This is a genomic window from Rhodocaloribacter sp. (assembly GCF_056451265.1).
Map to the genome: position 1 here is coordinate 18,573 of NZ_JBWOPL010000018.1, position 19,714 is coordinate 38,286.

At 66.7% G+C, this 19,714-nt stretch carries 13 protein-coding genes; 12 read left to right on the forward strand and 1 reads right to left on the reverse strand.

What is annotated here, in order from left to right:
• The first annotated feature begins 2 nt into the window (after positions 1–2).
• The 8 genes from AC1HIY_RS01830 (at position 3) to AC1HIY_RS01865 (ending at position 9,742) form a co-directional block, all read left to right on the forward strand.
• Complete coding sequence (locus tag AC1HIY_RS01830; RefSeq protein WP_479574994.1) at positions 3–1,295, forward strand: flippase; 1,293 nt, start codon at positions 3–5, stop codon at positions 1,293–1,295.
• A 19-nt stretch (positions 1,296–1,314) separates the two neighbouring features.
• Positions 1,315–2,622 (forward strand): glycosyltransferase, encoded by a 1,308-nt coding sequence (locus AC1HIY_RS01835; protein WP_479574995.1) that lies wholly within the window; start codon positions 1,315–1,317, stop codon positions 2,620–2,622.
• Positions 2,623–2,658: 36 nt separating this feature from the next.
• Positions 2,659–3,684 (forward strand): sulfotransferase, encoded by a 1,026-nt coding sequence (locus tag AC1HIY_RS01840; protein ID WP_479574996.1) that lies wholly within the window; start codon positions 2,659–2,661, stop codon positions 3,682–3,684.
• Positions 3,684–4,919 (forward strand): glycosyltransferase, encoded by a 1,236-nt coding sequence (locus AC1HIY_RS01845; protein ID WP_479574997.1) that lies wholly within the window; start codon positions 3,684–3,686, stop codon positions 4,917–4,919. The genes AC1HIY_RS01840 and AC1HIY_RS01845 overlap by 1 nt, the downstream gene beginning before the upstream one ends.
• 17 nt (positions 4,920–4,936) lie before the next feature.
• Positions 4,937–5,971 (forward strand): hypothetical protein, encoded by a 1,035-nt coding sequence (locus AC1HIY_RS01850; protein ID WP_479574998.1) that lies wholly within the window; start codon positions 4,937–4,939, stop codon positions 5,969–5,971.
• 57 nt (positions 5,972–6,028) lie between these two features.
• Positions 6,029–7,219: a glycosyltransferase family 4 protein gene (locus AC1HIY_RS01855; protein ID WP_479574999.1), complete on the forward strand. Its 1,191-nt coding sequence runs from the start codon at positions 6,029–6,031 to the stop codon at positions 7,217–7,219.
• Positions 7,220–7,367: 148 nt separating this feature from the next.
• Positions 7,368–7,889: a hypothetical protein gene (locus tag AC1HIY_RS01860; protein WP_479575000.1), complete on the forward strand. Its 522-nt coding sequence runs from the start codon at positions 7,368–7,370 to the stop codon at positions 7,887–7,889.
• A 116-nt stretch (positions 7,890–8,005) separates the two neighbouring features.
• Entirely contained in the window at positions 8,006–9,742 is a 1,737-nt protein-coding gene (locus AC1HIY_RS01865) for a BamA/TamA family outer membrane protein (RefSeq protein WP_479575001.1), read from the forward strand.
• Between the two features lie 87 nt (positions 9,743–9,829).
• Here the strand turns inward: AC1HIY_RS01865 and AC1HIY_RS01870 are convergent, their stop codons facing one another.
• A complete protein-coding gene (locus AC1HIY_RS01870) occupies positions 9,830–11,350 on the reverse strand; it encodes a peptide MFS transporter (RefSeq protein ID WP_479575002.1) in 1,521 nt (506 codons plus the stop codon).
• Between the two features lie 264 nt (positions 11,351–11,614).
• Here AC1HIY_RS01870 and aspS point away from each other — a divergent pair, with 264 nt between their 5' ends.
• The 4 genes from aspS to AC1HIY_RS01890 all read left to right on the forward strand — a co-directional run bounded on the left by aspS (position 11,615) and on the right by AC1HIY_RS01890 (position 19,703).
• Complete coding sequence (gene aspS, locus AC1HIY_RS01875; protein ID WP_479575003.1) at positions 11,615–13,477, forward strand: aspartate--tRNA ligase; 1,863 nt, start codon at positions 11,615–11,617, stop codon at positions 13,475–13,477.
• A 219-nt stretch (positions 13,478–13,696) separates the two neighbouring features.
• Positions 13,697–16,414 (forward strand): ATP-binding protein, encoded by a 2,718-nt coding sequence (locus AC1HIY_RS01880; RefSeq protein ID WP_479575004.1) that lies wholly within the window; start codon positions 13,697–13,699, stop codon positions 16,412–16,414.
• Positions 16,415–16,530: 116 nt separating this feature from the next.
• Positions 16,531–17,937: a tetratricopeptide repeat protein gene (locus AC1HIY_RS01885; protein ID WP_479575005.1), complete on the forward strand. Its 1,407-nt coding sequence runs from the start codon at positions 16,531–16,533 to the stop codon at positions 17,935–17,937.
• A gap of 65 nt (positions 17,938–18,002) precedes the next feature.
• Positions 18,003–19,703 (forward strand): CRTAC1 family protein, encoded by a 1,701-nt coding sequence (locus AC1HIY_RS01890; RefSeq protein WP_479575006.1) that lies wholly within the window; start codon positions 18,003–18,005, stop codon positions 19,701–19,703.
• Positions 19,704–19,714 lie beyond the last annotated feature (11 nt).

Sequence of the window (19,714 nt, forward strand, 5' to 3'; positions counted from 1 at the left end):
CCATGTCTGCCCCGGATTCTCCCTCCCGGATTCGCCCCCCTGACCGGGCCGGCATCCTGCGCAACATCACATGGCTCGGTATCGGGAGCGCGGCGGTCAAGCCGCTCTGGTTCGTCTTCATCACACACTACTGCATCACCATTCTCGGCGACGACGGCTACGGCGTGATGAACTGGGCGCTCTACACGATGACCATCGCGGCGGCGTTCAGCGACCTGGGGACGACCACCTATTCCATCCGGGAGGTGGCGCGCGACCGGGCGCAGGCGTCAGCCTTTTTCTCGAACCTGCTGGCGTTCCGCCTCGGCGTCGGGCTGATCCTGCTCGGCCTCGTCGTCCTGATCGGGTTCCTGACCGCCATGCCTTCGCCGAAGCTGCCGGCGCTGGCCGCCGCCGGACTCTACACGACGGGCCTCATCACCGTGAGCTATTGCCGGACTTTCTACCGCGCCTTCGAGGTGCTCCGCTTCGAGGCCCTGTCACTCATCTTAGAGAAAGTGCTGGTGATCGGCGGCGGCATGGCGTTGCTCCTGATTTCCGGCACGCCTCAGGGCGCCCTCTTCGGCCTGGCGGGCGGGATGATGCTGGCGCTTGCGTGGAATGTCAGCTGGGTGCACCGGCGCTTTGCCCCGTTCCGTTCCGGACTGCTCTCCCTCTCCTTCCTCAAGACCAAACTCAGGGCGGCGCTACCGCTCGGCCTCTTCGGGCTGTTCGTCGTCTTCTACGTCCGCATCGGACCGGTGCTGCTCGAAGCAATGCAGGGCGAGGCCGCCGTCGGGCAGTTCAGCGCGGCCTTCCGCATCCTCGAAGCGCTCGTCATGCTCCCGGCCATCGTGTCGGCCGCCGTCCTCCCCCGCCTCTCGCGTCTTTTCAAAGAGCGCCAGACGAGGGACTTCAGGCGGCTGGTCCGGCTGAGCACCGGCGGCGCATTCCTCGCCGCGCTGGCCATCGCGGTCCCTCTCGCCGTCTTCAGCGAGCCGGTGATCCGGTTGCTGAGCGGCGGCCGTCCGGAGTTCGCGCCCTCCGCCGACCTGCTCGGCATCATGGCGTGGGCCTACCCGCTGATGAGCCTCAACGGGCTGCTCTCGGTGGTCATGATGGCGACCGACGAACAACGCTACCTGGCCGCGACGCTCGGGATCATCTCGCTCCTCAGTCTCGTCGCCAACTTCCTGTTGATCCCTCACTATGCCGCTTTCGCGCTTTGCTATGTCCTCCTCGCCTCCGAAGTCCTGATCCTCTCCGCCCTGCTCACGCGCTACTTCCGACGCCTTCGCCCGGCCTCCCCGCACTGACCCTGACCTCTCGCTCCGCATGGACCCTCACACCCCGGCCCCGGACGGCCCTCACCTGATGCTCTTCGACCTCTATGCGGGCGGGCATCACGGGCATCACATCGAACAGATGGTCAAATACTGGACCCGGCACGAGCCGCCCGGACGCCTCAGCATCGTCGTGCCCGAATCGTTTTTGGAAAAACACCCCGCCCTGCCGTCACTCGTCGAAGCCGCCCATACGGAGCACATCGCGCTGATCCCGATCCGGGAGACCGTCCGCCTCGACCCGCCGGGACCTTTTCGGCTTGCCCGCAACGACCGGGAACACGGGCGTCTGCTCCGCCAATACGTCCGCACCCTCCGCCCGGATCATTGCCTGCTGATGTACTTCGATCACGTACAGCTTTCCCTCGCCCTCGACCTTCGTTTCGATTTCCCGGTGCGCTTCTCCGGGATCTATTTTCGCCCCACGTTTCACTATCACACCCTCGGCGGCGCGTCTCCCGATCTGAAAGAGAAGGTGCGGGGCTTTCGCAAAAAGGTGATGCTCACCGCCGCGCTTCGGAATCCTCATTTCCTGAACCTGTTTTGCTTCGACCCCTTCGTCGTCCCGCACGTCCGGAAGTTCGCCCCGAAGGCGCGTGCGGTGGCGCTCCCGGACGGCATCGAGCGCACGGCGCCGGCCCGCGCGCCGGAGACGGTGCGGGCCGCACTGGGGGTGGAGCCGGGACGTAAAACGGCACTCATGTTCGGCGTGTTGGACGAGCGGAAAGGCGTCCTCGCCCTCCTCGACGCCCTCGCGCACGTCCCCGAAACCGCCGCCGCGCGCATGTGCATCGTGCTGGCCGGCGCCGTGGCCGAAAGCGAGGCCGCACAGGTCTACGCGGCGATCAGACACCTCCGAGAGACGACGTGTCTTCAGCTCATCCTCCGGGATGCGTTCGTGCCGGAAGCGGAGATCCAGGACCTCTTCCGGGCCGCGGATCTGGCCCTGTTGCCCTACGTTCGGCATGTCGGATCGAGCGGCGTCCTCGTCCGCGCCGCCGCCGAAGGGGTCCCGGTGGTCGGAAGTGCTTACGGCGTGCTGGGGGAACACATCCGCCGCCGTCGCCTCGGCCTGACCGTCGACACCACGAACCCGAAGGCGCTGGCCGAAGCGCTCGTCCTCGCCCTCACCCGGCCCGACGCCCTGTCCTTCGACGAGGAAGAAGCCGAGCGCTTCGCCCGGGAAAACACGATCGAGCGGTTCCTCGAAACCTTACTGGGTCATATGGACGTACCCACCGCGCCCCGTACCGCCGACCGCGACTCCAGGAATGAATCCGGCACGACGCTCCTCCCTTAAGTTTTCCCGACAGGCTCCGTAACTCCGACGCACGCGATGGCTAATCCCTCCTCCGGACTGAACACGATGGTCTATCACTGGCGACGGAACCGCTGGCTGTTTGATCCGCGCCGTTTCTTCAGCCGGTACGAACACATTCCGATCCGGCGGCCGATCTTCTTCGTCGGCAATCAGGGGGGCGGTCTCACCCTGATCTCGCGCATGATCCGGCGACACCCGGACGTGCTTTCGATCTCCGGGGACCACCGGTACTGGTCGGGCGCCGACGAGATGCAACGGGTGATGGAGTTGCGGCTCTCCCCCAACCTGAAGATGGCCCGGTACGCCTACTGGGGCGAGCCGAGCCACGAGCGCCTGACCCGCCCGCGCAGTTGGTCATACGCCACCGACGACTTGCTCGAGGGCTACCGGCGGACGGAGGCGGACTACAACGAACGGGACGCGCGGAAGCTGCGGTTCCTCATCCGGGAGGCGCTCCACAAATACGGCGGGGGCGACCCGGACAAGCGGTTCACAGACAAGAGCCAGGTCTTCACCGTGAAGATGCGGTTCATCCAGGCACTGCTGGGCGACGCGGAGCCGTATTTCGTCCTGATCACGCGCAACCCTTATGCGGCCTGTTACCGGGCGGCGCTGGGCAAAGCCATCGACATGAAGCGATACGCCGCCACGATGAGCCTCGACGAGCGCGTCGCGTACTGCGCCGAGCACTGGGCCAACGCCATCGGCTGCGCCCTCGAAGACGGCCCACACGTGAGCCACTTCAAAGTGATGCGTTTCGAGGATTTCCTCCAAAGCCCCGAGCCGTCGCTCCGAGACCTGTGCGACTTCCTCGACCTCACTTTCGACGAGGACATGCTCCCCCGGCCGCATCACGTGATCCCGCTCGGCAGCCGCTTCCGAGATCGGTGGCACCCGCTGAAGCCGGACGTCAACGAGCGCTATTTGCGAAAAATTTCGCCCCGCCACGTGGAGATGATCGCCGAGCGTTGCGAGCCGCTGGCTGGACGACTGGGCTATGAACCCGTGGCGAGCAACGCCGCAATGTCCCCGAACGCCTGATGCCCTCACCCGAGTTCGATCCCGCCGCGCCCTGCCTGATCCTGGCCCCTCATCTGGTGTATCCGCCCCGCACCGGCGCGAATATCCTCGTCGACCGAACCGCGTGCGCCCTCTCGGCTTTTGTGCCCTATGTGGACGTCCTGGCCTCCGACCGGATCGTGCGCTATCAGGAGGGTCGAGAGGTCGCACGTCGGTCGTTCGAGAACCAGATGCGTTCGAAACGGGCGGCGGCGTTGCAGGTGCTCGCGCGGCGGAGTCATTTTTACCTCGAGAAGTTCACGACGCCCGCCTTCCGCCGGGAAGCTCTCACCCATCTGCGCGATCCGGCCTATCGGACGGTGTTTTGCAGCTACATCACCACGGCGCAGCTCGTCGCGGAGACACCGGACCTGCCCGCCGATCGCGGCCACCTGATTTTCACGCACAACGACGAGTTCAAGTGGTTTCAGGACCTGCGCCGGACGACCGACAACCCGCTCGGAAAACTGGCCGCCTATTTTTCGGAACGATGGCTCCATGGCTTCTTTCGGCGACATGCGCAGGACTTCACTTTCCTCCACGTTACGGAGGAGGACCGTGACGGATTTGGGCGCTATTATCCCGACCACCCGTCTCTGATCGTGCCCATCGGCGTCGAACTTCCTCCGGCTCCGCCGCCGCCGCTCCCTCCGAACGCGGAGCGCCTGCGCCTGATCTTCGTGGGCTCGCTGGGCGTCAGAATGAACCGGGATGCCCTCACCCACTTTGCCCGGCGGTATCTGCCGCCGCTCCGCGCCCGCTTCGGAGACGCCCTCGAAGTGATCGTGGCCGGCAGCACCCCCTCCCCGGCGGTCCGGACGCTTTGCCGGGAACACGGCTGGCAACTACACCCGGACGTCTCGGACGACGAATTGCGGCATCTCTATCAGCAGGCAATGTTCGCCATCCTCCCGTTCCCGTATGCCACCGGCGCCAAGCTCAAGCTCCTCGGCGCACTGACCCACGGCGTGCCTTTCCTGGCCACGGAAGAGGTCCGACCCCAGGCGGAAGCCTGCATCTATCCCAGCCTCATCCATAACGACCCGCAGGCCTGGATCGAGCGCATCGAGGCCATCCGCCATGACGGGCTTTCCGCCGCCCACCGCGACGCTCTTTTTGCCGTAGCCCGCGCCCATTCGTGGGAGGCTTCCGTGCGCCATATGGTTCGGGCGCTCAACCAGCTCCCAACTTTTATAGCCCGCAAATCTCTGAGTTGACCTCTCTTACCGGCGACATGAAAACGTACGACTCCCTGCGAAAAACATGGAAAGAGGCTCTCAAAGAAACGCTCTGGCTTCTCAACCACCATCGCCCGGGACCCCAAAAAAACATCTGCCTCCTCGCGCACCGTCGTGGAGGAAGCAGCTGGCTCATGGACGTTTTGTCCGTCAACAAGGGTCTCAAATACATCAATCAACCCTTCTCGCTCTTCTCAGCGTCTTCGGCTCAGATCGCCTACCTGCCCATCCCGGAGCAAAGCCAGTTCATGTACCTCAATGACGAATTGGAACGGCAAGTCAAACGCTACCTGGACCTGCTCTTTACGGGCGCTCTGCAAGTGAACGCTCCCTGGGAGTTCTGGCGTCCGGCCTTCGACTTCGTTTCAGACCGGCTCCTCCTGAAGATCACCGATGCCAAAGGCCTGATCGACTGGTTCGACACCCACTATGACGTGCATATCGTTTACCTGACGCGCCATCCCATCCCGACAGCGCGCTCCATTATTCGAAACCAGTGGTCTCCGACGACATCGGCCTATCTGCGCAACGAGACCTTCGTCGCTCGCCACCTGGACGAAAGACAATACTCCTTCTGCAGGGACCTCGAGAAAAAGGGAACCTTGCTCCAGCGACATGTTCTGAACTGGACACTGGAAAACCGGATTCCGCTCCAGTTGCTCCCGCAACGCCCCCGCTGGCTTCATCTCAGTTATGAGGAAGTGATCCTCCTGCCCGAACACGTCCTCCCGACATTGGCCCGGAATCTGGAGTTGACGGATCTTGACCGAATGAAGAAAGTCGTTCGCCGCCCCTCTCGTTCAACGAAAAAACCGGCTTCGGCATATACCTCGACGACGTCTCCTCTCGAACAACTTCGATCCTGGCAAAACGAGCTCTCGCGTGACGAACAACGTTCCCTCTTCGAGATCATGGACACGCTGGAAGTGTCGCTCTACCGACCGGACCACCCGTTACCGACGCGGTGGGGGGTGATTGATGAGGCCCAACTGACGGCACACTACCCCGGCATCACGGCCTTCCTTCCCTGAGCCATAAAATTTGCTCACCACACCGAATCGAAAAAACAAGGGAACGCTTCCCCGATCATGCGCATCCTCGTCCACGACTATGCCGGGCACCCGTTTCAGGTGCAACTCAGCCGGGCGCTCGCCCGTCGGGGGCACACCGTCCTTCACGCGTATTGCGGTTCTCTCCCGAACACTGCCCACGGCGCCATGCGCCGCCTCCCCGGCGATCCCGCCACGTTCGAGATCACCGGCGTGCGCCTGCGCGAGCCGCTCGACAAATACGCGTACGTCAAACGGTGGCGGCAGGAAAACGAGTACGGCCGCCGCATCGTCGCGGTGACCGAGCGCTTCCGGCCCGACGTCGTGCTCTCAGGAAATACGCCGCTCGACGCCCAGCGTCGCCTGCTCGATGCCTGCCGGGCGCGCGACATCCGGTTCGTCTTCTGGCTTCAGGATCTCCTCGGCGTGGCCACGCATCGCCTGCTCCGGAAGAAGGTCCCGGTCGCCGGCGAGGTCGTCGGGCGTTTCTACGTCCGGCGCGAGCGGGCGCTGCTCCGGCGAAGCGACGCCGTGGTGATGATCACCGGAGACTTCCGCCCGATCCTTCGCCGGGCGGGACTGCCGGACGAGCGGCTCCACGTCATCGAAAACTGGGCTCCCCTCGACGAGATGCCTCTCCGCGCGCGGGACAACGAATGGGCGCGCGCGCACGACCTCGCCGGGAGGCGCGTCCTCCTCTATTCGGGCAACCTCGGTATGAAGCACAACCCGGAGCTTCTCGTCCGCCTGGCCCACCGCTTCCGCGACGAACCCGACGTGCGCCTCGTGGTCGTCTCCGAAGGCCTCGGGGCCGAATGGCTGCGCGAGCGGAAGGCGGAACGCGGACTCGACAACCTCCGCATCCTTGGCTTCCAGCCCTTCGAACGATTCCCCGACGTGCTTGCCTCGGCGGACGTGCTCGTGGCGCTCCTCGAACCGGACGCGGGCGTCTTTTCCGTCCCTTCGAAGGTGCTCTCGTATCTGTGCGCGGCGCGGCCCGTGCTCCTGGCCGTCCCCCCCGAGAACCTCGCCGCCCGCATCGTGACGGGGCACGAGGCCGGGTTCGTCACACCGCCGGACGATGCCGGGGGCTTCGTGGCGGCGGCCGAGAGGCTCCTCGCCGACGCCGCGCTCCGCGAGACCCTCGGGCGCAACGCCCGCGCCTACGCCGAGCGCACCTTCGCCATCGAACGCATCGCCGACGCCTTCGAGCGCGTGCTCCGGGGGTAGTTCCCGCCCCTCTTCGCACACCTGCGCCCCTTTTCTCCGCCCGTTCCCAAACGCACCGCGAGCCGACGTCCCTTATCGGTGAGGCCGCCCGTGATGAAACCCCCTGCCTTCACGCTCACCCGCCCACCGGATTCATCACCCTCAGGCCATGTCTCGCTGGACCCTCATCGACGCACCGACCTCGCCCGAGCCACGCGGCGTGCACGGCTATGACGTGACGGACGCCCTCGGCCTTCCGGTCGGCGTCGTTTCGGGCACGGTCTTCGCCCCCGACGGCGCGCCCGCTTTCCTGAAGATCACCGTGCGGGAACGGCCGAGCGCCCGCGACTTCCTCGTGCCCCTCGGCCTTGTCGGCCACCTCGACGACCGCGCCCGGCGGCTTCGGCTGCGCCTGATCACGAAGACGACGCTCGTGCGGGAGTGCGTGCCGATCGAAGGCACGCTGCCCGGAAGGCACGTGCTCGAAGCGCTCCTGGCGTATTTCCCCGCGCCCCTCCCGCGGGTCGTCGCGCGTGTGGCAACCTCGGAGCCGGGAACGAAAACGGCCGGCGGCGCCCGCATCGCGCCTCCGCGCCCGCCCGTCGCCCGTCCCCGCTGGGTTCGGCTCGAACGTCTCACCCCGCCCGTCTGGAAGCCGCTCAGCCTGCTCTCCGAGGACGCGCGCGCCTGAGCCGCCCCGGCGCTGCGCCCCGTCTGTAACCATCGTTCGCCGGGATGCGTACTTCCTTCGAGCGAGGCCGCGGCCCGTTCATCCGCTCGACATCCCCCCCCAACTCTCGAACGACTATGGCCAGGACAGCCCGTGTTCTATGCGTTTTCGGATGGATGATGCTCGCGCTCGGGCATCCGCTCCTCGCCCAGGAATCCGCTCCCGCGACGGCGGACCGATATGCCTCCGAGCGCACCCTCGTCGTCTCGGCCCTCCAGACGGTCATGGCCGTCATCCACGAGATCACGATGAACCAGACCGGCGACCTCGGCGAGCGGCTTCGCCGTATGAGCGATCGCCTGACGACGGCCACCGCCCCGCTCGGCCTCGCGCCCGACAGGGCCGCGACGCCTTCCCTCGACGGCGACGACCTGAGACGCCTCGCCGCCTTGCTCGAAGATCTCCACACCCGGGTCCGAGACCTCCGCCGAGACCTCGAAGACGAAGAGGAATACCCCCTCGCCGACCGGCTCGCACGCATCGAGCGCAGCCTTCGGGAGGCTGTCCGCACGGTGCGCCGTCTGGCCGAAGCGCACCGTGCGGACGGCGACCGCTTCACCCTGAGCGAGCGCCGCGCCCGAGATGCGCGCCGTGACGACCGGGCGCGCCGGAGGACCCGCCGCCGAAGCCACGACGAGCCCCGCGCCCGCTTCGGCAGGGAAGACGACTACGCCGTCGCCTACCGGCATCGGCACGACCGGGACACCCCGTACGCCTTCGTGGGCGAGATCTGGAGCCGGTGGCCCTATCCCGAGAACGGCGTCTACCGCCCCATCCCCGCCGTCCGGTACAACCGCGTCGAAGGGCTGGTCCTCGGCCTCGGGCGGGGGCCGCTGGCGTGGGACAGCTATGAGCGCGGCAAAATTATCGGGCAGATCGGTTATGCCTTCGATCTCGACCGGGCGCGCTATGAGATCGGCGCGGAGGCGCGCTTCGGCCCGCGCTACGGCGACGACCGGTTCGACGTCAAGGTCGGCGGCGCGTACCGGCGGCAGACCGCCACTCAAGACCTGTGGAAGGCTTCGTGGAGCGAAAACACGGCCGCCGCCTTCTTCTTCAACCAGGACTTCTTCGACTACTTCGAGACGGAGGGCTGGACGCTCTACGCCGTCGCCCACCTGACGCCCTTTGCACAGTTCAGCGCCGGGTTTCGGCAGGACGCCTATCGCAGTCTCGACAAACGCACCTCATGGTCGCTCTTCGGCAGGGACGGCTTCCGCGCGAACCCGTCCGTCCGGGAGGGCGACATGAACTCGTTCGTCTTCGCCTTCGAGGGCGGGCGCATCCACGACCTCGACAAACGCCCGAGCGGCGCGGCCTTCCGACTCGAAGCCGAGATCGGCGAGGGCCTCGGCGGCGACTTCTCGTTCAACCGGTACACCGGCGACGTGCGCGCCTACGTGCCCGCCGGCGGCCTCGGCCTGAACGTGCGCCTGCGCGGCGGCCTCACCACCGGCGACGCCCCGGTCCAGAAGACGTTCACCCTCGGCGGCGTCGGCTCGATGCGGGCCTATCCGCAAAACGTCTTCCCCGGCACGCGCATGCTCCTGGCCAACCTCGAGCTGGCCTTCTACGAAGGCACCCCCCTCAACGAAATCCTGTGGGACGACCTCCAGCTCTTCGGCCTCTTCGACGCCGGATGGGTCAATGACCGGGGAACCGATGCGTTCGCCCTCGACGACGTCGTTCCGGCGGCGGGCTTCGGGATCGGCCTCCACGACCGGCGCCTGCGCCTGGAGCTCTCCTGGCCCCTCCGCGACCTCGGCTTCGGAAGCAGGCCGACGCTCCGGCTCCGCCTCAACCCGACGTTTTAGCGCCGATCCGCCCCGGCCGGACACGAGAAAGCCGCGCCGTTCGGTTTCGGCGCGGCTTTCTTCGAGACATCCGGGAGCGACGTGCGGTCACTCGATGTTGCCCATGAGCTTGCGCACCGGCGGCGCGGCGAGGAGCGCCACGATGCCGGCCGCGCCCACGAAGAGCGCCACGTTCCAGAAGAGCGCATCCGGCGGCAACGCCTCCAGTTGACCCGCCATCAGTCCGGCGAACAGGTTCCCGAGCGCCGCTGCGATGAACCACACGCCCATCATCTGACCGACGCGTCCGTGCGGCGCCAGCTTCGTGATCGACGAGAGACCGATGGGACTCAGGCACAGTTCACCGCACGTGTGCAGAAAGTACGTCACGATGAGCCAGGCGGGCGAGACCGGGTGTTCCGGCGTCGCCTGCGCCGCGCCCCACGAGATCACGAAAAAGCCGGCGGCCAGCCCCAGCAGCCCCAGCGCAAACTTCACGGGGATCGACGGGTTCGCGTTGCGCCGCGCCAGCCATACCCAGAGGCTGCCGAAAACCGGGGCGAGCAGGATGATGAAGATCGGGTTGATCGACTGTAGGAAGCTGGCCGGGGCCTCCCACCCGAAGATCACACGGTCGGTGAGTTCCTTGGCGAACAGGTTGAGCGAAGAGCCTGCCTGCTCGAATCCGCTCCAGAAGACCGCCGCGAGGATGAAGAGCCAGAAGATCACGACCAGCCGTTTCTTCTCCAGCTTCGTGTGATGCGTGAAGAAAATCAGATAGGCGAAATACAACACCGCCAGGATGACCACCACCACGCCGAGACTGCCCGCGATCTGTTGGATCGTCAGCGGGATGATCCCCTGCGCCACCATCCAGCCGAAGATGACGGCGAGCCCCACCAGCGCCGCAAAGCCCGTGAAGAACCGACGCGTCTTGCGGGCGACCACGTCGGGGCCGTCCTCGGTATCCAGGTAACCCGCCTCTCCGAGGTACTTGTCGCCCATTTTGTACTGAATCAGGCCGAGAAGCATTCCGAAGCCCGCCGCCGAGAAGCCCATGTGCCAGTTAACCTTCTCTCCCAGAAAACCACAGATGAGCGGCCCAATGAACGCGCCGAGGTTGATGCCCATGTAAAAGATAGAGAAGCCGGCGTCGCGCCGCGCCCCGCCCTCGGGATAGATGTCCCCGACGATGGTGGACACATTCGGCTTCAGCAGCCCCGTGCCGAACACGATGAAAATGAGGCCGAGGAAAAACGTCGGCTGATCCGGGAGGCCGACCAGTGGAGCCGCCATCGTAAAATGGCCGAGCGCGATGATGATGCCGCCCACGAGAACGGTTTTGCGCTGCCCCCAGAGGTTGTCCGCCACCCACCCGCCGGGCAGCGAAAGCACGTAGACGAAGAACGTGTAGAGCCCGTAGATCGCCGTGGCCGTGCCCGTAGAGAAACCCAGGCCGGGGTTGGCTTCGATGGCCGCCGCCGTCATGAACAGGACGAGCAACGCGCGCATCCCGTAATAGCTGAAACGCTCCCACATCTCGGTGAAGAAGAGCGTAGCCAGTCCGCGCGGGTGACCGAAAAAGGTCTTCCCCTGCGCCCCCGCCTGACCGAAATCAACGTTTGCCATGATCTCTTGGTTTGGTTTCTGTTGAAGGTGGAACCGCCGGCCCCGGACCGATACTTCCTCGGGTTCGAGCGCGGTGGATAATACGATTTCCGGGGCAGAAAAGCCCGAGATCGGCGTCTAAACCAATTTTTCAGGATTGCCCCCCCATCATCGTCGCCTTTGGCGCGTATATTTACGGGTATACCGTGAGGGCCGAAAGGCCCTTTTTTTTCAGCATCCCGAGCCCGTCGCGCCTGGCGGGCCGCTCTTCGCCGAACCTCTCCTATGTCCCTACACCCGCGCTCTCACGCCACCGTCAACCAGGACACCCACGGCCGCCGCACCCATACCTGCGGCGCGCTCCGGCCCGAGCACGTCGGGCGCGAGGTCGTCCTCAAAGGCTGGGTGGACACCCGCCGCGACCTCGGCGGCGTCATCTTCATCGACCTGCGCGACCGCTACGGGCTGACGCAGATCGTCTTCTCCCCGCAGGACGACCCCGAAGCCCACGAGCTCGGCAACACGCTCCGGAACGAGTTCGTCATCTCCGTCCGGGGCATCGTTGCGCCGCGCTCGGAGGAGACCGTCAACCCGAAGCTCCCGACGGGCCAGGTGGAGGTGCGCGTGCATGAACTCATCATCCTCAACCCCGCCGAGCCGACGCCCTTCCCCGTCTCGGCGCACGAAGAGAAACGCCGGCGCACCAACGAAGACCTGCGCTTGCGGTACCGCTACCTCGACCTCCGGCGGCCCGAGTTGCAACACAACCTGATGCTCCGGCACCGCCTCTATCAGGCCACCCGCCGCTTCTTCGACCGGCATGCCTTCGTCGAGGTGGAGACGCCCGTGCTCATGAAATCGACGCCGGAGGGCGCGCGCGACTACCTCGTGCCCAGCCGCCTCTATCCCGGCAAATTCTTCGCCCTCCCGCAGTCGCCCCAGACGTACAAACAGATCCTCATGGTGGCCGGCTTCGATCGCTATTTCCAGATCGTCAAATGCTTCCGTGACGAAGACCTCCGCGCCGACCGCCAGCCCGAGTTCACACAGATCGACGTCGAGGTCACCTTCGCCACCGAAGAGATGATCTTCGAGTTGATCGAGGGGTTGATGAAAGACATCTGGCAGGCGACGCGCGGCATCGAGATCAACACGCCTTTCCCGCGGATGACCTACGACGAGGCCATCCGCACGTATGGCTCCGACAAGCCCGACACGCGCTTCGGCCTCAAGATCCACGACCTCAGCGCCGTGTTCGAAGGCTCCGGCTTCCGCGTCTTCGACGACGTGCTCGCCCGCGAGGGCCGCATCGTCGCGCTCCGCGTGCCCGGCTACGGCGACAAGGGCCGCGGCTACATGGACCGGCTCGACAAGGACGTCGTGCGCAAACGCATCGGCGCGGGCGGGCTGATCTATTTCCGCCTGCCCTCCGAGCCTGCCCCGGGGGCGCCCGTGCTCTCGTCGGTGAAGGAGCACGTCTTGCCGTCGGCGTACGTCGAGGCCGCCGTCGAGGCCGTCGGCGCACTGCCGGGCGACCTCGTGCTCGTGCTCGCCGGCCCCGAACCGAAGGTCTTCGAACAGATGGGCACGCTCCGCCTCCATATGGCGCGCGACCTCGACCTGATCCCCGAGGGCAACGACGGACCGTGGCACTTCCTCTGGGTGACGGACTTCCCCCTGCTCGAATGGGACGAGGACGAGCAACGCTACGTGGCCCGGCACCATCCCTTCACCGCGCCCCGCCCCGAAGACCTCGACGCCATGTTCGACGACCCCGGCGCGACGAAGGCCCGGGCGTACGACCTCGTGCTGAACGGCTTCGAGATCGGCGGCGGCTCGATCCGCATCCACAGCCGAGAAGTGCAAAGCCAGATGTTCCGGCTCCTCGGCATCGACGAAGCGGAGGCCCAGCGACGGTTCGGCTTCCTCCTCGACGCCTTCCGCTACGGCGCGCCGCCCCACGGCGGCATCGCCCTGGGCGTCGACCGCATCGCCATGATCCTTGCCGGCGGCGCCTCACTGCGCGAGGTGATCGCGTTCCCCAAAACCCAGAGCGCCCAGGAACTCATGGTGCAGTCGCCCGACACCGTGGACCCGCACCAGCTCGAAGAACTGCACATCCGCGTGGTGATGCCCGAGGAAAAATAACGGGGCGGGTTTCCGAGCGGCATCTCCCCTCCGGACAATCTTGCCGAGGGGAAAAGCCTTTTTCGGATCGCTCGGAAGGGGCCTTTTCCGCCACATTTTCGCCGCGCCGCGCATTAAGCATCTCTCGGAATCAACGATACCAGAGGGGAGTCGTACCACTCTCCTCCCATCGTTGTGGCCCTGAGACGCGCACAAAGAAGTCTCGCAGGAGCTTTCCTGATGCTCCTCGCCGTTTTTCCGGCGCATCCGCTCTTCGCCCAGCGGGCGCGCCGCGACGTGCCCGTGCCCATCGCCGAGGCCCGGCGAGACGCCGACGGCGACTTCGTCCCGGACCGCCTCGGGGACACGCTCACCGTGGCCGGGTACGCCACCGTCGGCTCCGGCGTGCTGCATACGGACCGCCTCCAGCTTTTCCTTCAGGACGACACGGGCGGCATCGGCGTGATCGACGACACGATCCCGCATCCCGTAGCGGAAGGCGACAGCCTCATCGTCACCGGCATCGTGGCGCAACGGGCGGGGCTGACGCACCTGCGGCCGCTGTATTACAGCACCCGTCGCGCCCGGGGCCCGACCCCGTCGCCGTTGGAGCTGCCCCTCGCACAGGTCCGCGACGAGCGCTACGAGGGCAGGCTCGTCTCCGTGACGGGCCGCGTGCTCCTCAAGGACCGCGCCTCGAACGGCGGACAGTACCTGACCCTCATGGACCCCGAGGACAACGACGCGCGCCTTCAGGTCTATGCCGAACGCCAGCGAAGCAACGACATCGACCTTTTGCACGCCACGGTGGGCGACCGCTACCGCGTCACCGGCATCGTGTCACAGTTCGACCGGGAGGAACCGCTCGACGCAGGGTATCAACTCTTCGTCCGCTCCCAGAGCGACCTCGTGCGCTCCGGCCTCCCGAACCGGCTCTTTCGGCAGATGACCTATGCGGCCCTGCTCCTGCTCATCCTCGCGCTCGCCGGCGTGATCCGTATGCGCGGGCAGGTGCTCCGGCGCACCCGGCAGCTCACCGAGACGGACCGACGCTTCCGTTCCATCTATGAGGGCGTGCTCGACATCATCCTCGTCGCCGACGCCGAGCGCCTCATCCTCGCCGCCAACCCCGAAGCCTGCCGCGTGCTCGGCTATCCCGAAGCCGTCCTTCGAACCCTCCACCTCCACGACCTCTCCGACGACATCCGGTGGGACGACGTCCTCCACCACACCTCGGACGCCGAACCGCCCGTCTTCGAAGCCTGCCTGCGCACCCGCACCGGTCAGGACGTGTTCGTCGGCGTGCGCGCCAACCGCATCGAGATCACCGGGCAGGAGCAGTGGCTGCTCGTCATGCACGACATCACGCAACGCAAAGCATACGAGGCCCAGCTCATCGCCGCCAAGGAACGCGCCGAAGAGATGACCCGCCTGAAGTCGTCTTTCCTCGCGAACATGAGCCACGAGGTGCGCACCCCGATGAACGGCGTCATCGGCATGACCTCTCTCCTCGAACAATCGCACCTCGACCCCGAACAGCGGGAATACGTAACCATCATCCGCCGAAGCGGCGACGCCCTGCTCAGCTTGCTCGACGACATCCTCGACTTTTCAAAGATCGAGGCGAATCAGTTGACGCTCGAAAAGCAGCCCTTCTCGGTCCGGGCATTGCTCGAAGATGCGCTCGACGTGGTGGCGTTTCGAGCCTCCGGGAAAGGGCTGGCGCTGGCGTACATCCTCGAACCCGAAACGCCCGCCTCCGTCATCGGCGACGTGACGCGCCTGCGGCAAATCCTGGTGAACCTGCTCTCGAACGCCGTGAAGTTCACCGAGACGGGCGAGGTGATCGTGCGCGCGGCGCTGGAGCGTCGCACGGCGGGGCGGTGCGTGCTCAGCTTCTCGGTTCGGGATACGGGCATCGGCATCCCCGAGCCGCATCTGGAACGGCTCTTCGAGTCGTTCACGCAACTCGATGCCTCGACGACGCGGAAGTATGGAGGAACGGGGCTCGGTCTCGCCATCAGCCAGCGGTTGTGCCTCCTCATGGGCGGCGCGATGCGGGTGGAAAGCACCGTAGGCGCAGGCTCGACGTTCACCTTCACCATCGAGGCGACAGAGGCCGAGACGAGCGCGGGCGAAGCCCCGGACCCCGACCTTGCCGGTCGGCGGGTGCTGCTCGTCCAGCCGAACGACGCACTGCGGGAGAGCCTCGTCCGCCAGCTCGAAGCGCTCGGCATGCCGGTCGACGCCGTGGCCACGAGCGACGAAGCGCGCCGCCTGCTCGACGGCGACCCGGACTATGCCGCCGCCCTCATCGAGGGCGCGGTCCCCGGCGCGCGCGAGGCCTTTGCCGCCTGCTCCCCGGCCCTGCCCGTCGTGACGCTCCATCCCCTTGGCGACGCCTCCGACGAAGGCCCCCACGCGGCCCCGAAGCTTCCCCGCCCCGTCAAGCTCTCGCGCCTCCGGGAGGTGCTCAAGCATGCGCTTTCGTCCCCCTCGCCGGTCGAACTTCGCCGCATCCGGCCTCCGGACGCCGTCCCCGCCGGCGCGCTGCGCATCCTGCTTGCCGAAGACAACCCCATCAACCAGAAGGTCGCTCTCCGGATGCTCGCCCGGCTCGGTTATGAAGCCGACCTCGTCGAGACCGGCCTCGAAGTGCTTCGCGCGCTGGAGACGCGATCATACGATGTCGTCTTCTTAGACGTGCAGATGCCCGAGATGGACGGCCTCGAGGCAGCCCGGCGTATCCGCGAGCGCTACGGCGATCGCCCCGCGCCCCACCTCGTCGCGCTGACGGCGAACGCGATGAATCGCCAGCGCGAAGAATGTCTGGCCGCCGGCATGCAATATTATCTGTCCAAGCCGGTCAAGCTCGACGCCCTCCGCAACGTGCTCGACCACCTCGCGCGGCTCCACGCCCCTCCCGCAGCGCCGAGATCGCGCCACGCCGCTTCGTGAATCGGTTTCGGGACATGTGAGCGCGCCTTCCCAACGGACGGCAAAACCCCGGGGGCGCAAAGGCGTTGTCGTATATTCCAACCCTCGATCCCCCCTTTCTCCGAAGCGCAGGTTTGATGTATTTAAAGAAGAAGCAACTCGCCCTCCTCGTCCTGGCCCTGACCCTCATCCTCGCGACAAAGTTTTCCCTCTGGCCTATGCTCCGTGCCTCGCCTCCGGTCGTGCATCCGTCCGCCGAGCGCACGCTGGATCCGGACGTGGCGGCGCTCGTGGCGGCGAAGGTGGCGCGGGCCGAGAAGCACCCGCGTGAAGCCTCGGCCCACGGCGACCTCGGGCTGGTCTACGAGGCGAACCTGCTCTGGGAGGAAGCGCGGGACAGCTACGCCGAGGCGGTGCGGCTGGCGCCGGACGACCCGGGGTGGCGGCTGCACCTGGCCATCGCCACCCGGCAGGCCGGCGACTTCGAAGGCGCGCTGACGATGCTCCGGACGCTCGCCGAGCAGTATCCGGACGACGCCGCCGTACAGCAACGGCTGGGAGAAGCCTTGCTCGAACACGGCGACTTCGCTGAAGCCGAGGCGGCGTTCCGCCGGGTCATCGCGCTCTCGCCGGAGCGGCCGCACGGCTACGCCGGCCTCGGCGACGCGCTTCTTCAGCAGGACAGACCCGCCGAAGCGGCGGAGGCGCTCGAACGAGCCGTGGCGATGGCCCCCGACTACCGGGCCGCGCACTATCTCCTCGGCCAGGCCTATCAGCGCATGAACCGGCCGGAAGAGGCCGCGCGCGAACGTTCCCTCGGCGTCGATGCCGGACGCGCCTACCTCCCCGATGCGCTCACCGACCGCGTGCGCGCCTATGCCGTCAACCTCACGGCGCGGCTGCAACGGGCCGGAGAATATCTGAATGCGGGAAACCCGAAGAAAGCCGTCGATTTGCTCACGAAAGCGTACAAGACCCATCCCGAGAACGTGGACGTCATCAACAACCTCGCCGTCGCGCTTCTGCGGATGGGACGGACGGACGAAGCCCACCGGCTCCTCGAACGCGCCCGCACCCTCGACGACGCCCGCTTCTCGACGTATCTCAACCTGTCCTCGTGGGCCATGCAGGCCGGGCGCCCGGAACAGGCCCTCGCCTTCGCCGACTCGGCCCTGGCGCGCGCGCCCACGTTCCCGCAGGCGCTCTTCGCGCGGGGACAGGCGCTGGCCCGGCTCGGACGGCTGGACGAGGCGCTCGACGAGCTGGCGGAATGCCTCCGCCGCGATCCGACGAAAACCGAAGCGCACGCCCTCTCCGGCGACCTGCTCTTCCGTCTCAAACGATACGAAGAAGCCGAAACGCAGTACCGAGAAGCCCTCCGCCTCGACCCGGGCATGTTTCCCGCCGAGGTCGGCCTCGCCCGCATCGCGTGGGTGCAGGGACGCCCCGAGGAGGCTCGCGCGAGGCTCGCGCGCGCCCGGAAACTCGCCCCGGATCATCCCATCATCGCCCGGCTGAGCCGTCAGTTTCAAGAGGCGCCATGAGGCCCCGCCCGCCTTCTCGCCGCCCTCTTCGCATACGCTCGAAGCATCCGCGCTCCCTTTTCTTCATGACGATACGCCGCCCGTTCCTTCTGCCGTACGCCGGGGCGCTCCTGGCCTTGCTCACCGGATGTGCGGGCGAACCCCGCTCCGCACCCGACGGCTCCGCCGCCCCAAAAACCGAAGCGCCGTGGTTCGACGAAGTCGCCGCCGAGGCCGGGATCGACTTCACGCACATCCGCGCCCTCCACCCCCGCCTGTGGTTTCCCGAGATCATGTCGGGCGGGGGCGGGTGGATCGACTATGACGGCGACGGCGACCTCGACCTGTACCTCGTGCAGGGCGGCGAACTCGACCCCGACGCGCCCGAGCATCCCGGCAACCGCCTCTTCCGCAACGACGGCGCCGCCTTCACCGACGTGACGGACGAAGCGGGCGTGGGCGACGGAGGCTACGGCATGGGCTGCGCCGTGGGCGACTATGACGGCGACGGCGACCTCGACCTCTACGTCACGAACGTCGGACCGAACGTCCTCTACCGAAACGACGGCGACGGCACGTTCACCGACGTGACGGACCCCGCAGGCGTCGGGCATCCCGGATGGGGCACGAGCGCCGCCTTCCTCGACTATGACGACGACGGACGCCTCGACCTCTACGTCGTCAACTACGTGGACTGGTCGCCCGCACAGGAGATCGCCTGCTTTGCCGGAGGAAACGAGCGCGACTATTGCCAGCCCGCCAACTATCAGGCCCCCGCCACCGATGCGCTCTTTCACAACGAGGGCGACGGCTCCTTCGCCGACGTCACCCGCGACGCCGGCATCGCGCGCGTGCGCGGCAACGGCCTCGGCGTGACCACGGGCGACTTCGACGGCGACGGACGCCTCGACCTCTACGTCACGAACGACGGCAACCCCAACCAGCTCTGGATCAACCGGGGCAACGGAACCTTCGAGGACCGCGCCCTCGTCGCCGGAAACGCCGTCAACCGGCAGGGCATGGCCGAGGCCGGCATGGGCGTGACGGCCGTGGACATCGACCACGACGGCGACCTCGACCTGTTCATGACCCACCTCCGCGACGAGACGAACACCTTCTACCTCAACAACGGCGGCGTCTTCGAGGATGCCACCATCCGGACCGGCCTCGCCGCTCCGAGCATCAGCTATACCGGCTTCGGCGTCGGCTTCGCCGACTTCGACCTCGACGGCCTCCTCGATCTCTACGTGGCCAACGGACGCGTGGGCAAGTCCCTGGCCCCTCTCGGCGACGATCCGTTCGGAGAACCGAATCAGCTCTTCCGGGGCAGGGGCAACGGACGTTTCGAAGAGGTGAGGCCGCCGGGCGGCGCCGCCGAGACGTTCATCGAGACCAGCCGCGCCGCCGCCTTCGGCGATTATGACAACGACGGCGACGTCGACGTTGCCGTGGTGAACAACGGCGGGCGCGTGCGACTGCTCCGCAACCGGGCGGGAGACGGCGGGCGATGGGCCGCCTTCCGCGTGCTCGACGCCTCGGGCCGCGACGCCATCGGCGCCATGGTCCGCCTCACCACGGGCGGTCGCACGCAGTGGCGCGCCGTCGCAACGGCGTACAGCTATCAGGCTTCGAACGACCCACGCGTCCATTTCGGCCTGACGGGCGCAGAGCAGATCGAGGAGGCACTGGTCGTCTGGCCGGGTGGAGCGCGGGAGCGCTTCGGGCCTTTCCCGGGCGGAAAGGTGGATACGCTTCGGGAAGGACACGGCGCCCCCGCCGCACCGTGATCGCAGAAAAG

Coding starts and splice junctions, on each gene's coding strand:
- AC1HIY_RS01880 (WP_479575004.1), top strand. CDS start 13,697: ATGCTCCTCGCCGTTTTTCCGGCGCATCCGCTCTTCGCCCAGCGGGCG.
- AC1HIY_RS01860 (WP_479575000.1), top strand. CDS start 7,368: ATGTCTCGCTGGACCCTCATCGACGCACCGACCTCGCCCGAGCCACGC.
- AC1HIY_RS01850 (WP_479574998.1), top strand. CDS start 4,937: ATGAAAACGTACGACTCCCTGCGAAAAACATGGAAAGAGGCTCTCAAA.
- AC1HIY_RS01890 (WP_479575006.1), top strand. CDS start 18,003: ATGACGATACGCCGCCCGTTCCTTCTGCCGTACGCCGGGGCGCTCCTG.
- AC1HIY_RS01845 (WP_479574997.1), top strand. CDS start 3,684: ATGCCCTCACCCGAGTTCGATCCCGCCGCGCCCTGCCTGATCCTGGCC.
- AC1HIY_RS01855 (WP_479574999.1), top strand. CDS start 6,029: ATGCGCATCCTCGTCCACGACTATGCCGGGCACCCGTTTCAGGTGCAA.
- AC1HIY_RS01830 (WP_479574994.1), top strand. CDS start 3: ATGTCTGCCCCGGATTCTCCCTCCCGGATTCGCCCCCCTGACCGGGCC.
- AC1HIY_RS01885 (WP_479575005.1), top strand. CDS start 16,531: ATGTATTTAAAGAAGAAGCAACTCGCCCTCCTCGTCCTGGCCCTGACC.
- AC1HIY_RS01870 (WP_479575002.1), bottom strand. CDS start 11,350: ATGGCAAACGTTGATTTCGGTCAGGCGGGGGCGCAGGGGAAGACCTTT.
- AC1HIY_RS01840 (WP_479574996.1), top strand. CDS start 2,659: ATGGCTAATCCCTCCTCCGGACTGAACACGATGGTCTATCACTGGCGA.
- AC1HIY_RS01865 (WP_479575001.1), top strand. CDS start 8,006: ATGGCCAGGACAGCCCGTGTTCTATGCGTTTTCGGATGGATGATGCTC.
- AC1HIY_RS01835 (WP_479574995.1), top strand. CDS start 1,315: ATGGACCCTCACACCCCGGCCCCGGACGGCCCTCACCTGATGCTCTTC.
- aspS (WP_479575003.1), top strand. CDS start 11,615: ATGTCCCTACACCCGCGCTCTCACGCCACCGTCAACCAGGACACCCAC.